General features: G+C 69.2%; 12 protein-coding genes. 2 read left to right on the forward strand and 10 right to left on the reverse strand.

Annotated features, from left to right (window positions below; genetic code table 11):
* Positions 1–300 precede the first annotated feature (300 nt).
* The 5 genes from OG966_RS37655 to speB form a co-directional block, all read right to left on the reverse strand.
* Positions 301–537, reverse strand: coding sequence for a nuclear transport factor 2 family protein (locus tag OG966_RS37655; RefSeq protein ID WP_326655531.1), 237 nt, complete (start codon positions 535–537; stop codon positions 301–303).
* A complete protein-coding gene (locus OG966_RS37660) occupies positions 455–688 on the reverse strand; it encodes a hypothetical protein (protein ID WP_326654590.1) in 234 nt (77 codons plus the stop codon). The genes OG966_RS37655 and OG966_RS37660 overlap by 83 nt, the downstream gene beginning before the upstream one ends.
* 73 nt (positions 689–761) lie before the next feature.
* Positions 762–1,406 (reverse strand): cyclase family protein, encoded by a 645-nt coding sequence (locus OG966_RS37665; RefSeq protein WP_326654591.1) that lies wholly within the window; start codon positions 1,404–1,406, stop codon positions 762–764.
* Between the two features lie 7 nt (positions 1,407–1,413).
* Entirely contained in the window at positions 1,414–2,955 is a 1,542-nt protein-coding gene (locus OG966_RS37670) for a purine-cytosine permease family protein (protein ID WP_326654592.1), read from the reverse strand.
* Entirely contained in the window at positions 2,952–3,899 is a 948-nt protein-coding gene (gene speB / locus OG966_RS37675) for an agmatinase (protein WP_326654594.1), read from the reverse strand. The genes OG966_RS37670 and speB overlap by 4 nt, the downstream gene beginning before the upstream one ends.
* A 111-nt stretch (positions 3,900–4,010) precedes the next feature.
* On the opposite strand from speB, the gene OG966_RS37680 reads away from it, so the two are divergent.
* Positions 4,011–5,468: a PucR family transcriptional regulator gene (locus OG966_RS37680; RefSeq protein ID WP_326654595.1), complete on the forward strand. Its 1,458-nt coding sequence runs from the start codon at positions 4,011–4,013 to the stop codon at positions 5,466–5,468.
* Positions 5,469–5,793: 325 nt separating this feature from the next.
* Here OG966_RS37680 and OG966_RS37685 read toward each other — a convergent pair whose 3' ends face one another.
* The gene (locus tag OG966_RS37685; protein WP_326654596.1) at positions 5,794–6,489 is read right to left on the reverse strand and encodes a L,D-transpeptidase; all 696 of its coding nucleotides are present in this window, start codon (positions 6,487–6,489) and stop codon (positions 5,794–5,796) included.
* A gap of 470 nt (positions 6,490–6,959) precedes the next feature.
* On the opposite strand from OG966_RS37685, the gene OG966_RS37690 reads away from it, so the two are divergent.
* The gene (locus OG966_RS37690) at positions 6,960–7,541 is read left to right on the forward strand and encodes a hypothetical protein (RefSeq protein WP_326654597.1); all 582 of its coding nucleotides are present in this window, start codon (positions 6,960–6,962) and stop codon (positions 7,539–7,541) included.
* A 427-nt stretch (positions 7,542–7,968) separates the two neighbouring features.
* On the opposite strand, the gene OG966_RS37695 is transcribed toward OG966_RS37690, so the two are convergent.
* The 4 genes from OG966_RS37695 to OG966_RS37710 form a co-directional block, all read right to left on the reverse strand.
* A complete protein-coding gene (locus OG966_RS37695) occupies positions 7,969–9,093 on the reverse strand; it encodes a glycoside hydrolase family 26 protein (RefSeq protein WP_326654598.1) in 1,125 nt (374 codons plus the stop codon).
* Positions 9,090–10,697 carry a glycosyltransferase family 2 protein gene (locus tag OG966_RS37700; protein WP_326654599.1) on the reverse strand — a complete coding sequence of 536 codons (1,608 nt, stop codon included), beginning with the start codon at positions 10,695–10,697 and terminating at the stop codon, positions 9,090–9,092. The genes OG966_RS37695 and OG966_RS37700 overlap by 4 nt, the downstream gene beginning before the upstream one ends.
* A gap of 243 nt (positions 10,698–10,940) precedes the next feature.
* Entirely contained in the window at positions 10,941–12,962 is a 2,022-nt protein-coding gene (locus tag OG966_RS37705; RefSeq protein ID WP_326654600.1) for a serine/threonine-protein kinase, read from the reverse strand.
* Between the two features lie 439 nt (positions 12,963–13,401).
* On the reverse strand, positions 13,402–14,178 hold the full coding sequence (locus OG966_RS37710) for a DUF427 domain-containing protein (RefSeq protein WP_326654602.1): 777 nt from the start codon (positions 14,176–14,178) through the stop codon (positions 13,402–13,404).
* Positions 14,179–14,360 lie beyond the last annotated feature (182 nt).

Here is a 14,360-nt window from a genome sequence, read left to right on the forward strand (position 1 = left end):
GCAGGCTGCCGAGGGTGGGTGGATCCGGTGGTAGTCGGTCGACCATGCGCATCACCGTCATGACCCAGATGGTCATTTCCCCGCGCTCACCAGCGGATTTGACGGGCCGGTGTCACACAGGAGGTACACCGATCACATTACAGGCCCGGGGGAGACGGGGCGCCCGCGCTGCGTAACGGCGGGTCACCGAGGTCAGGGCTGCGGTCAGCGACTCCATCAGGTGGTGAGAGGTGCGCGGGCGCGCGGTTGTTGCTGTTCTCGGTGCGGTTGCGGTTGCGGTTGCGGCTTCGCGTCGCGCGCCTACGCCCCGGCCGCCGGCGAGAGGTGTTCGTGCACGGCCAGCCAGCGGCCGGATGCCTGGCGGCGGAACACGATCGTCTCGCGCTCCTTGAGGGTCTCTTCGCCGGCGGTGGTGCTGACCGTGGTCTCGACGTCGTGGCTGAACACGGCTGTTTCACCGAGGAGTTGGACCAGCCGGCCGGTGGACGTGCAGGCCAGGACGCGGAAGCCGTCGTCGTCGACCCAGCTGTTCCACAGGGCGCGGTAGTCCGCGGTGCAGGTGAGGCGTTCGGGGGTGGTGGAAGACGAACGTCGCGTCGGGCGCGAACGCCGCGAAGTAGTCGTCGAGGCGGCCTTCGCCGAAGGCGGACACCAGCGTGTCGGCGGCCTTCAGGACCTCGTCGGTCATGGGTCGTGCTCCTTGCGGGGACATTCCGTACGGGAAGGGCGACGCCTTCCCGTACGGGGAGAGGAAAGGGTGGTCAGCCGATGCGGGCGACGGCCCGCACGGGGGCGCCGTCGGCGGCGGGCAGCCGCAGGGGCAGCAGGGAGACCTCGATGGGCTCGCCTGCCGTCTGCGCGTCGAGCAGACGGTCGAGTCCGGTGAGGTTCTCGGCGATGACGGCGTGGGCGCCGCACAGGACCCGGTGGGCGGGGAAGTCGTCGGCCGGGGTCGCATCGACGCTGAGCGCGTCGATGCCGACGGTCCGGACCCCGGCGGCGACCAGGAGCTCGGCGGCTTCCCGGGTCAGATACGGGTGGGTGACGTAGTCCTCCGTGCCCCAGTGCTGCGACCAGCCGGTGGCCACCAGCACGATCACCCCCGCCCGTACGCGGCCCTCGAACAGGGACGGTCCGAGCGGTGAGCGCGGCCGCGCGCCGCGGGCGTCCACGACGACGGCCTCGCCCAGGAACCGCTCCAGGGGCAGCTGGTCCAGGGTCGGCAGCGCGTCGTCGATATGGAACGGGGCGTCGACATGGGTACCGGTCTGCGAGCCCATGTCCAGGTGCAGGACGTTCACCCCGTCGGCGGTGGCCGTCAGCGCCGGGGCGACCGAGACCTGAGGATCGCCCGGGTAAACCGGCATCCCCGTGCTGAGCTCGACAGACAGGTCGATGATGCGCATGTCCGCCTCAGGCCGTTTCCGCGACCACGTCGACGGGCACTCCGGCCTCCGTCGTGATCGGCGTCATGGGCGTGTCCGAGGTGCGGACCAGGCGCGGCCCCTCGGGCCCGTAGGCCTCACGCGGCTCGGGGAAGAGCCACAGCAACGACAGGTGGAGGAGGGCGGCGATGCCCAGGCCGACCGGGAGCGAGAGGTCGACGCCACCGGCCAGGTCGCCGAGCGGGCCGACGAACTGCCCCGGCAGGTTGACGAACATCAGGGCGAGGACCGCGGAGGCCAGCCAGGCGCCCATGCCGCGCCAGTTCCAGCCGTGGCTGAACCAGTAGCGGCCGCCGCGCTGGCGCCGGTTGAACACCTGGAGCGAATCCGGGTCGTACCAGCCGCGACGGGTCAGATAGCCGAGCATCATGATCACCATCCAGGGGGCGGTGCAGGTGATGATCAGCGTCGCGAAGGTGGAGATGGACTGCGAGAGGTTGGCGGCGAAGCGGCCGACGAAGATGAACCCGACCGAGAGCACGCCGACGAACACCGTTGCCTGTACCCGGCTGAACCGGGTGAACACGCTGGAGAAGTCAAGGCCGGTGCCGTAGAGCGAGGTGGTGCCCGTGGACATGCCGCCGATGAGCGCGAGCAGGCACACCGGCAGGAAGTACCAGCCGGGCGAGACCGCCAGCAGGCCGCCCACGTAGTTCGGGGCGCTCGGGTCCATGTACTTCGCCGCCTTCTCCGCGATGATCGAGGCGGTGGCCAGGCCGAAGAAGAACGGCAGAATCGTGGCGATCTGCGAGGCGAACGCCGCCGTCACGACCTTGCGGCTCGGGGTATTGGCCGGGATGTAGCGGGCCCAGTCGCCGAGGAAGGCACCGAAGGACACCGGGTTGGACAGCACGATCAGCGCCGAGCCGATGAACGCGGGCCAGAACCCCGCAGAGGACACGGACTGGAACGTGCCCTGGTAGCCCGGGTCGAAGTCCCCGGCGAAGGCGAAGAGGCCAAGGACGAACAGCGTCGAGGCCGCCACCACCGCGATCTTGTTAACGAAGAGCATGAACCGGAAGCCGTACACGCACACCGCCAGCACCAGCAGCGCGAAGATGCCGTACGCGAGAGCGAACACGCCGTCGTTCTGCGGTACGCCCATCAGCCGGTGCGCGCCGCCGACGAGCGCGTCACCGGAGGACCACACCGAGATGGAGAAGAACGCGACGGCGGTGAGCAGCGACAAGAAGGAGCCGACGATCCGCCCGTGGACACCCAGATGGGCCGAGGACGAGACCGCGTTGTTGGTGCCGTTGCGCGGGCCGAACACCGCCAGCGGCGCGAGGATTATCGCGCCCGTGATCAGGCCGAGCACGGTCGCCGCGAGGCCCTGCCAGAAGGACAGCCCGAAGAGGATCGGGAAGGCGCCGAGCACGCAGGTGGCGAAGGTGTTGGCGCCGCCGAACGCGACCCTGAACAGGTCGAGTGGCTTCGCGGTGCGGTCCGCGTCGGGAATGCGTTCCACACCGTACTGCTCGACCTCGGTCAGAGCGGGGGAGTCACTCAACTGTCCTCCTTGAGAGCGAGCAGGCTGATCAGGTCGTAGGCGACGTGCGAGGCCGCGACCGAGGTGATCTCGGCGTGGTCGTACGCGGGCGCGACCTCCACGACGTCCGCGCCGACCAGGCGGCTCCCGGCCAGGCCGCGCAGGATCTCGAGAAGCTCGCGGGAGGTCAGGCCGCCGGCCTCGGGGGTTCCGGTGCCGGGGGCGTGGGCCGGGTCGAGGCAGTCGATGTCGATGGAGATGTAGAGAGGGCGGTCGCCGATGCGCTGGCGCAGCTGGTCGGCGACCTCGTCGGCGCCACGCCGGTAGACGTCGGCCGAGGTCACGATGCCGAAGCCCAGCTTCTCGTCGTCGGTGAGGTCCTGCTTGCCGTACAGCGGGCCGCGGGTGCCGACGTGGGAGAGCGCCTCGGTGTCGAGGATGCCCTCCTCCACGGCCCGGCGGAACGGGGTGCCGTGCGTGTACTCGGCGCCGAAGTACGTGTCCCAGGTGTCCAGGTGCGCGTCGAAGTGCAGCACTGCGACCGGGCCGTGCTTCTTTGCCACCGAGCGCAGCAGCGGCAGAGCGATGGTGTGGTCACCGCCTATGGTGACCAGGCGGGTGCCGTCGGCCTGCAGGCTACTCGCGGCGTCCTCGATGGTCTCGATGGCCTCGTCGATGTTGAAGGGGTTGACAGCGATGTCTCCGGCGTCGGCCACCTGCTGGGTGGCGAACGGCGACACATCGAGCCCCGGGTTGTAGGGGCGCAGCAGTCTGCTGGCCTCGCGGACGGCAGCGGGTCCGAAGCGGGCGCCGGGCCGGTAGGAGACACCGGCGTCGAACGGGACGCCGACCACGGCCACGTCGGCGCGGGCCACCTCGTCGAGGCGCGGCAGCCGGGCGAAGGTGGCAGGCCCCGCGAAGCGCGGGATCCGGGAGGAGTCGACAGGCCCTCGGGGTTCGTTCATCTCTGGTGCGATCCCTTCTCACATGCTCCGGAGCGGGTCCGGTCGGCAGAGTCTGCACATCGGGGGATCAGCACCACAATTGTGACGGCGACAAAGAGTTAGCATCTCTATGTGGCTGACAACAAAGAGCGGGTGACCGTCGGGGACCTGCTGCAGCACCCGGCGCTGCAGCTGCGCCTGCTCGCGGGCGCCGCCGGCCTGCACCGTTCCGTCTCCTGGGCCCATGTCAGCGAGCTGGACGACCCCACACCCTGGCTGCTCGGCGACGAGATGATCATGACGACCGGACTCGCCGTGCCCCGTTCGGCCGCCGGACAGCGGGCTTATCTGGACCGGCTCGACGACGCCGGAGTCGCCGCCCTCGCCGTCTCGGCCCGGCTGCACATGCCCCCGCTGCGCCAGGCGTTCTTCGCCGCGGCGGAGAGGCGGGGCATGCCGGTCCTCGAGGTTCCGCTGGCCGTGCCGTTCATCGCGGTGGCGCGGGAGGTCGCCGCCGCCCTCCAGGAGGACGCCGCCCACCGGCTCGGCGCGCAGCTCCAGGTCTTCGGCGCGTTGCGCTGGCTGACCTCGGAGAACCTGGACACCGCGACGCTCTTCACACGCCTGGAGAAGTTGTCCGGATACGCCATCTTTCTGTGCACCATGCAGGGCCGCCCCCTGCTGCCCGGCGTCCCCGCCCCCGATCCGGCCGTTGTCCCCGGCTCGGCGGACGCCCCGCCGGCCATCCCCGGCGGATTCGCCATCCCGGTGCCCTCGCCCGGTGGCGCGGCAGGCTTCCTCGTCGCGTTCGAGCGTGAAGACGCGCGCCCGGCCGGGCTGGCCGTCGTGCAGCACATCGCCACCGTTGCAGCGCTCCTCCTCGCCGCGGTCCGCACCGAACGCGAGGCGCTGCGCAGAGAAGGCGCCGAGTTCCTCGCCGAACTGCTCCAGGACGCTCTCGACCCGGCGGTTGCCCAGCGCCACCTGAAGCGGCACTCCATCAAGGGCGAGATCGCCCTGGCGGTGGTCAGGGGCGTCACCGAGGACGCCGTCCTACGGGCCCTGGAGGATCAGCCGTACCTCTTGCTCAATCGCGGCGAGGACCGCTACCTCCTCGGTTCCCCCCTCCTCGGCGACCGGGTCGCGGTCCTCCCCGGCGTCGCCGCCGGGATGAGCCGCCCCTTCGGCCCGGGTGCCTCGCTGCGGGTCGCGCAGCGTGAGGCCCGGTGGTCGGCCTCCCACGCCGCCGCGTCCGGCCGCGCCCTCGTCCGGTACGGGGAGGACACCACCGGCCGCTGGCTGCCCGACGATCCGGCCGCGCTGACCGCCCTCGTCGAGCACGTTCTGGGCGAGGCGCTGCGTTACGACGCCGGTCACGGCTCCCGCCTCCTGCCGTCGGTGCGCACCTGGATGGAACGTGACCGCCGTACGGACGAGGCCGCCGCGGCCCTCCACATCCACCCCAACACGCTCTCCTACCGCCTGCGCCGCTTCGGCGAGGTCACTGGCCGCGACATGTCCACCACCGGCGCGTTCGCCGAGGTCTGGCTGGCGATCCGGGCCGCTGCGGAACTCGGGCTGCTCGACTGAGCCGTCAGCTCACAGGTCCGCGGAAGCAGTGGGGGTCTCCACACCTGGTGGGCATGGAGCAGCGGTCGGGCTCGGACGGCCCGGCCGTCACAGGCGCCGGGGGCCGGTCTCTTCCGCATCCGCGGCATCTCCGGTCCGGGCTGGACAAGTTGCGCGCGGTGGGGGCAATGGGGGCAGTGGGATACCGCGTTCCGCCGCCTCCCGCACACCTCGGGCTATTGAGCCCGGGAGCCCGGAAGCCCGGGAGCCCGGAAGCGCGAAAGCGCCGGACTGTCGGTCCGGCGCTTTCGGGCGCTTGCACGAGCCCGCGGGGCTGCGGGGTGTCTCAGGTTCCGGGCTTGCGGCCGTAGACGAAGACGTCGTCGCCCTTGCGGAGCATGCTCCAGTACTTGGCGGCGTCGCTCTTGGTCATGTTCACGCACCCGTGCGAGCCGGGCGGCGCCCAGACGCTGATGCCGACGGAGTGGAAGGCCTGGCCGCCGTCGAAGAACTGGCTGTACGGCATCGGCACGTTGTAGAGGCTGGACACGTGGTCGATGTCCCGCCAGGAGATCTTCTTCAGGCCGGTCCGCGTCTCGTGTCCGTTACGTCCGGTACGTACCGCGACTGGTCCGTACGCCAACTTCTTGCCGTCCTGGATCCAGCTCAGCTGGAGCGTCAGGTCGACGCAGGCGATACGGCCCTTGTTCGTGGGGCACTTGCCGGACTTGTTCGGGTTGTTCCCGACGGCCTTCTGCCTGGTCATGAGATCCATGACGCCCCAGGTGACGGGGCCTGCCAGCCCCACGTTCGGGCTGATCGAGTGCTTCGTCTGGAAGGCCTGGATCGCCTTGCAGTCGGCGGCCGACTGCTTTCCGTCCACCGGGCGGCCGAGGAACTTCTCGACCTGCTTCTGGTACACCCCGGTCTGCGTCGTGCACGAGGCCGCCTGAGCGGTCGTGCTTCCCATGGCCAGAGTGAGTGGGGTCACCAGCGCGGTGATCCCGAGTGCGACGACTCCTCGTCGGCGTGTGTGCCCCACGGCTGTCGACTCCTTATACGCGCGTGTTGCGAGTTCCGCCTGGTAGACGGCAGAAGGGAGGTAGTAGTTGCACGCGGAAAGGAGACGGTTCCGTAACAGCCGCGCCCACGGAGACTCGACCGGCCGGGGGTCTGTGACGCGAACCGGACTGGTGGCACGATAGCCCCACAGACCGTACCGGCGGTCGGCACACGTTTCCTGGGGCACTCATGAACATCTGGCTCCCATTCCGACTTCTCGCCGCAACGGCCGTGACCGGCCTGTTGCTTACCGCCTGCGGGGGTTCCGGCGGGCCCCCGGACGCGTCGGGATCGCCATCCCCCGCACCAGGAACGTCCTCGGCGTCGCAGTCGCCCGCCACTTCCGTTCCGTCGGCCTCTACGGCGACAAAGCCGCCCGGCACGCAAGCGCCGACCACGCCCGCACCCGGCGGCAGCGCCCCGGCGCTCGGCTCGGGGCGCCTCCAGCCGATGTGGCCGTTCGCCACGCTCGCCGAAGCCCAGGCGTGGCAGCGTGACTATCGCGCCGGCGGACACCAGCCCTGGCATCTCGACCCGGAACAGACCGCACTGTCCTTCACCCAGGGCTACCTCGGCTTCCGGGACATCGGCCGGATCTCGGCGCGCACCGTCAGCGGCCGGGACGCCCGCATCGGCGTCGCACTGCGCGGGCCCGAGGGCGGCACCGCGGCGATTGTCCACCTCGTGCGGTACGGCACCGGCCCGGACGCCCCGTGGGAGGTTGTGGGCACCGACGACACGACGTTCTCCCTGACCATGCCCGGATACGGGTCGCTCGTGCGATCCCCGATGATGACCGGCGGGCGGATCACCGGCGTGGACGAGGGTATCCGCGTCCAGGTGCGCCAGCCATCGTCCAAGGCTCCTTTGGGCACCTCGTGCTGCATCCCGGCGGGAGGCGACGACCAGCCCTGGAAACAGTCGGTGTCGTTCTCCGGCCCCCGCGACCGGGTGCTCACGGTTGTCGCATCCACCGGCGGGCACATTGCCGAGGTCGAACGCTTCACAGTGACGGCGGTGCGCACCGGCTGACCCGCTCACCGGACTGGACAACGTCGAGCGCGTGGAGCGTGCTGTCGTTCGACGCGTTGGGCACCGCCAAGTACGAAGCCCTGGTCGAACGGGCGCTCCGAGTGGCGACGCACGGCAGAACCGTTCACCGGGCATCTCCGGGTGGCCGGTGGCCTCGGCCCACCGGGAGGGGGCAGGTGACCCCGGCAGAAACACGCCGGGGTCACCTGCCCTGCTCACCGGGCCACTTGGGGTCAGGACTGGTCCGCGTTCGAGGAGCCCGGCTCCGGAGCGGGAGGGCAGTCCACCTGGGTGACGGGGGTGTTGTGGATGCCGGGCTCCGCAGCGTGGCCCGGTGCGCGACCTTCGACGACGGCGCGCTTCGCTGCGCCCGGCTGCGTCGATGGGGCCGACCCGTGCCGAATGACGGGTGACGACCTGCCCGGGTTCACCGAAAGCGTGGCGTCATACCCGGCCCCCACGGCTGCTGGTACCGGCTCGCCGAGGCCCCGGCCGCGAAGGCGGCCGAGGATGCGTGGGACGTGCCCACGCGCCAGTCGATCTCCTTCACCGCCTGGTACCAGATGATGCCGATGATGTCGCGGTGGCGCGGCAGCGCACGGAACATGTCGGTGATCCACTCTGCTTTCCGCCCGGCGGCGTCCGTGGCGCCGAGTTCGGTGATGACGAGCGGCTTGCGGGTGAAGCGGCGCAGTTCGGTCCTCGTCGGACCGAAGAGGTGGTCGAACGACTGGTAGTTCTCCTTGCCCACGGTGCCGTAGTAGCCGGACAGGCCCACCCAGTCCACGTAGGCGTCTCCCGGGTAGAGCCGGGTTAGCGGTGTGGAGTTCGTGTAGCTGACGTTGGGGCTCCATACCCACACGGCATTACGTGCTCCCACCGCGTCGAAGATCTTGTGCACATGACGCCATGCCCGGACGTACTCCCCACGGCGGTTGCTGTTGGACTGCTCGCACCAGGGGTACCAGTAGCCGTTCATCTCGTGAGCGAAGCGGATGGCCACCGGGTAGTGGAGCGACTTGATGCCCAGTGCCCATGACCGTATGTACGGATCGAAGGAGCCGTGGATGATCCTCGACAGCCGGTAATCGGGTTGCTCTCCACGCAGAGTGGGTTCCTCGGCCTCGGCTGTGTGGTCCCACGGCTCCCAGGCGATCATGGGCAGCATGCCTCGCCTGGCAACACGGTTGATGGCCTTGGCCTCGAAGTGATCGGTCGCCCAGTCGGCCGAGAACTCGTACACCTGCGGGCGGTGCCGGGTCTGCCGGGTGAACTCGGCCCCCTCAGTGAAGTTGTGGGTGCCCGCGGACGTGAAGACGCCGATGAATGCCTTTTCCGCGGCGGGGAAGGAGACCCGGGGCGCCTGTGTGCCGGGGCGGTCCGGAGTGGGGTTGTCCTCCGGCAGTACGGTCGTTGGGGGCAGCGCGGCGTCGGCGCGTGCCGCTGCCGCGCGGCGTTCGCGGTCCGCCAGATCCGGAGCCACCTGGAAGGTGTACCAGGACAGCAGAGCGGCACACAGCAGCGCGAGCATCCGTGGCGTGGTGATCCTCACCGGTCGGCCCTCGCGGTGCGCAAGCGCGTGGAGACACCTTGGGCCAGGGCCAGCAGTGGCGGGGCCGAGCCGGCCGCAAGGGCCAGCAGCGTCCAGATCCGCATACCGGTGTAGTCATGGTTGTGGAGGAAGCTGACGGTCAGCAGACCTCCGGCCAGCAGGGTCCACAACAGATGCAGCCGGAAGGTACGCAACGACTCCGAGCTGCGCAGCTCGCCCTTGGCGGTGACGACGTACGCCAGCGGCCGGCGCAGCAGGGCGGTCGCCGCGGCCGCGATGTAGACAGGCCCGGCGAAGAGCGACAGCAGGATCCCCGCCATGCCGATCTCCCGCCTCTCGTGCTCGGCGAGGTTGAATCGGCGCAGCCAGAGCCACAGGGTGAATGAGCCGCCCATGCCCGCCGACCACAGCAGGAACCAGGGCAGTCCGGGCAGTTGGATGGACGAGACCCCGAGAAGCATGTAGAGGGCGGTGGCGAAGGTGCCGAGGGCGAGGCTCATGGCGACGCTCGGATAGTAGAACTGGACCATGTCGTACAGCAGCCGCTGGCGGGGCCGGAGCCGGATGCCCTGCCTCAGCCGCGGGTTGAGTTTGATCTCCCAGATGCCATAGGCCCAGCGCCTCTGCTGGTTGAAGTAGTCGGTCCAGGTCGTCGGGCCCTCGCCTATGGCCACGACGTCGGGGGTGTAGACCCCTTTCCAGCCGTGTCCGGTGGCGGGATTGAGCGTGCCGTGGACCCTCATGCTCGTCAGATGGTCCTCGATGATCGAGTCCTGGTAGCCGCCGATCTGCCGCCATGCGGCAACCCGGTAGACGTGATTGGTGCCGATCAGCAAGGGGGCGTCCAGACCGTTGCCGCCCCGCTCGATGATGCTGCTGAACAGGTACTGCTGCACCGAGGCGCCATGGGCGACCCAGTTGTCGTAGGCGTTGCCGTACACCTGGGGAGCGACGACAAACGCGGTGTCCGGGTCGTGGAAGTAGCCCAGGGTCCTCTCCAGGAAGCAGGGCAGCGGTACGTGGTCCGGGTCCATCTGGGCGACCACGTCGTACTCGTTCTCGTGCTCGGCGCGCCAGGCATTGTGGTTTCCGGACTTGGTGCGCGCCCGGAACGGGCCGGACTGCTGGTTGTACTCCGGCCGGTCCTTGCGGCTGAAGTGGTGGACTCCCAGGCGCGCGGCCATCTGCCGTACGGTCGGGTCGTTTCCCTCGTCCAGGATCCAGACGTCCACGCCGCAGTCCCAACGCGCCACCTCCAGCATGGCTCGCAGCGTCCGCTGTACGACGGCAATCGGCTCTTTGGACGGCACGATGGTGGTCAGCATGGCGACCCGCAGCCCTTGGGGCGGCACCATGGGGATGGGGTCCTTCGCCCGGAAGGCGAACACCCAGATCGCCACCGCCTGTACTACTTTGATCGTCTCGACCGCGATGACCAAGCAGAATCCGAGCCGGGCCAGGAACAGCCAGCCGTTACCGACGCCGGTCACCCCGGGCCCGGGCACATGCTCGGGCAGCAGCAGCCAGCCGATGAAGACGATGTCGGCCAGCGCGGTGGCGGCGGTCACAACGGTGAGCGACACCCGGTGGCCCGGTCGCAGCACGGAGTGGAACTCCACTTTCCGGCCCGGGTTGGCCAGCGGGCCGGAGGCCCGGGCAGCACGAGCGTAGGCAGCGACGGCTGACTCGTTGCGGCGGTTCCTCCTCTCGGCGGCGCGCCGATCCAGGCGCGAAGAATATGTAGACATTTCCCCCCTTGATAACAAACAGCATCACTCAGACGTGAAAAAGCCACTGGTTGCGGTGAGTAGGACTGCTTGCGTCCGCTGCCCGGTTCCCGGTTTGGTTCAAATACGAACGGCGTACAGGGTGCTGTCGTCGCTGCCGAAATACACCGTGTCCTGGGCGACAGCCGGCGCGTGCACCGGAGCGGAGGCGGAGTAGGCCCAAAGCTGCTTTCCTGTCGTAGCGTTCAGCGCGTAGAGCTTGGTGTCGTCGCTCCCCACGTACACCACCGCTCCAGCTGTTGCCGGAGCGTGGATGTCTCCTGTGGCCGTGAACTCCCATCTGCGCTTACCGGTGTTGGCGTCCAGTGCGTGCAGCGTCTTGCCGCCTCCCACGTACACGATTCCCTTGGCGATCGCCGGGTTGGATCCCACGGAGGCACCCTCGAACCGCCAGACCTGCTTCCCTGTGTCTGCGTCGACCGCGTAGAGGTTTCCATCGGTGCTGCCGAAGTAGACGAGGCCGCCCGCTGCGGAAGGGATGCCGGACACCGCTCCGCGTGTGGTGAACGCCCACTGTTTCTCGCCCGTGTTCGCGCTCACCGCGTAGAGGTTGGTATCGCTGCAGCCGACGTACACCGTTTCGCCGGACACGGCGGGGGAGTGGGTGTCGTTGTCCGCCGTGAAGGCCCACCGGCGCTTTCCGGTGGCCGTGTCCACGGCGTACAGCCGACGGTCCGCGCTGCCGACGTATGCGATGCCCCCTGTCACAACCGGGGTATGGACGATGCCTCCGGTGGTGAACCGCCAACGGATCGTTCCCGAGCGCGCGTCGAAGGCGTACAGGGTGCGGTCGTCGCTGCCGAGGTACACGCTGCCGCCCAGCACCGTAGGTGCCGAGCCGATGGCTGCGGCGGTTGTGTACTTCCACCGCTGCAGCCCGTCGGCGACGGTCAGCGCGTACAGCGTGCCGTCGTTGCTCGCCGCGTAGACCAGATCCCCGGCCGCCCTCGGGTAGGACAGGACGGTGCCGGTGGTGGTGAATCGCCAGAGCAGCGACCCCGGGGCGGCCGACTTGCCGTCCCGCGTTATCGCCCAGGTGGCAGCTGCCAACCCGCCGGTCCCCAGGGCGCCGGCTGCGGCGAACAGCAGTCGGCGACGGCTGACCGGCCGCTCTCGCAGTGACTCCGGCGGACTCTGTGGCTGCTCAGGCACGGGGAGGGGGAAGGGGGTGTGCCGCGCGGTAGTTGAGGTGGGCAGGTCCGGGAGAGGGGGCGTCGATGTGGTGTCTTCGCCCTGCCAGGCCTTCGGCAGCCAGCCTGTGGCGAGCAGTTCCGCCGGTGACCGGCCGCCGGTCAGAGCGGGCATCAGCGCCGGTAGTGACGGGCGGTCGGCCGGCTTCTTCGCCAGGCACCAGCTGATCAGCTCGCGCAACCCGGCCGGTACCGCCCGGAGATCGGGCTCCTCGTTCACCACGCGATACAGCAGCGCCGGTACGGACGCTTCACCGAAGGGGCCCGCGCCCGTCGCGGCGTAGGCCAGAACCGAGCCGAGCGAGAACACGTCGGACGAGGGCTCGATCGGGAGTGCCTGAATCTGCTCGGGCGACATATAGCCCGGAGACCCGATCGTGGTACCGGTGAGCGTCAGTCCGCTGTGCTCGGCGAGCCGGGAGATCCCGAAGTCGATCACACGCGGCCCGTCCTGGGCCAGGAGCACATTTGCGGGCTTGAGATCCCGGTGGATCAGAGCCGCACCATGAATTGCCGTCAGCGCTTCCACCAGCGCGGCTCCGAGCGCTCGCACGGACCGGTCCGGCAAGGGGCCGCTCTTCTGCACCGCTTGCTGTAGTGAGGGGCCGGGAATGTACGCCGTCGCGAGCCATGGCAGGCGACCTTCGGGGTCCGCATCGACCACCCCGGCCGTGAAGAACCCGCTCACGGCGCGCGAGGCGATCACCTCGCGCGCGAAGCGCTGCCGGAAGGCGGGCTCCTGTGCGTACTCCGGACGGATGACCTTGATCGCGACCTGTCGGCCACCCGGTGAGTACCCGAGGTAGACCCGGCCCATGCCGCCACTGCCCAACTGGGCGACCAGCCGGTACGGCCCCACGACGGTGGGGTCGTCAGGCCCCAGTGGTTCCAAGGTGCCCCCCCGGGTCACATCCTGGACAAACAACCATTCCGCTTGCCGCGGAAGTGTATCGGATACTCACATAAATCAGATGTCGAAGTCGGTCATCTCAGTAAGTGGGATGAGATGAACGCATGTTGTGCTGAGGCTGGTGGGCGGGGCGGGGCGTGGCGTGGCGTGGCGTGGCAGTCCAAGATCCTGGCCCAGTTGGGCGGGGGTGCTGCGGCCGGCACGGCAGACTTCAGTGCTGACCTCGGCGCCGGCGCCGCACGCGCGCATCCACGCTATGCAGACCTGCCGCCCGCAAGCGGCCGGGCATTGCATCAGTCCAGGCGGTAGCCGGACGTCTCATCAGCGTCTCCGACAGCACCTCTCGGGCCCGCGCTTGGGAACACTCCGACGGGTGGGCCGAACCTCGGAGCGGACGTCGGCAGTGCAGGACAAGCGCCCGTCAGTCCCTCGAGCGGAAGAAACTGGTCGTGGGACGCTCAAGGAGCTGTCCGTCAACGAAGAGGTCGACGCGCTCGTTGTAGAAGGCGACCAGCCCCGCGATCGGGAGGAGTTGCCGGGTGGGAAAGTCGTACGCCCAAGCGAGGTCACGATGAACTTGCTCGCCGATCCGGATCGACCAGTATCCGCTGGTCGTTCCCTTGTACGGGCAGGCCGTTACGGTGTCGGTCGCGATCAGATGCCCGAAGTCGATCTGGCTCCGGTCCAGGTAGTACCGGGTCGGCAACCCCGTCTCGAAGACCATCACCGGCGAGGCGGCCTCGGCGAGGACGATGCCTTCGAGCTCGACGCGGACCGGCCGTGTCGAGCGCAGTGCGTCGACACGGGCATACGGGTTGCGGGGGTGGACGAAGACCTGTTCGTCTTCCTCGAACCATGCGTCCACGGCGGCCCAGTCGAAGCGGACGGTTCCGCTCAATCCGTCGATGGGGGAGTCGTGGAGCACCTTCGCCGCGCGTGGCCGGTGGACTTCGCCGAGTCGGAGCCCGTACACCTCGACCGTGCCGCGGCTGCTGTGCTGGGTACGGTCCTCGCTCGTCAGCAGATCAGGACGGATGTCGTCGGCGGGGATGTAGTACTGCGGGTAATTGCTCCACTCCCAGACATACCGCGCCCGGGTGGTATCAAGGACGGTCTCCCCGGCCAGGACGGCCCGGATTCGCCGGGGTACCGGTTCCACGTGGTTGACCGGCACGATCATCCCTGGATAGTCGATCATTTGGCTCCTCCTCGGTCACCCGTCGCCGCAGCGGCGCCGGGTCTGCTGTACACGTGATCCGTCGACTGGCGTGTGCCTGCCGGCCGGGACACCGGTGGCGGATGTGGCAGCCGTGGTCACCCTCCGCAGCCGCATGATCGCTGATCGCTGAGGGCTGTGTCCGAAGTGGGAATTGGCGGGCA

Origin of the sequence: Streptomyces sp. NBC_01750 (genome assembly GCF_035918095.1) — a bacterium.
Classification (GTDB): Bacteria; Actinomycetota; Actinomycetes; order Streptomycetales; family Streptomycetaceae; genus Streptomyces.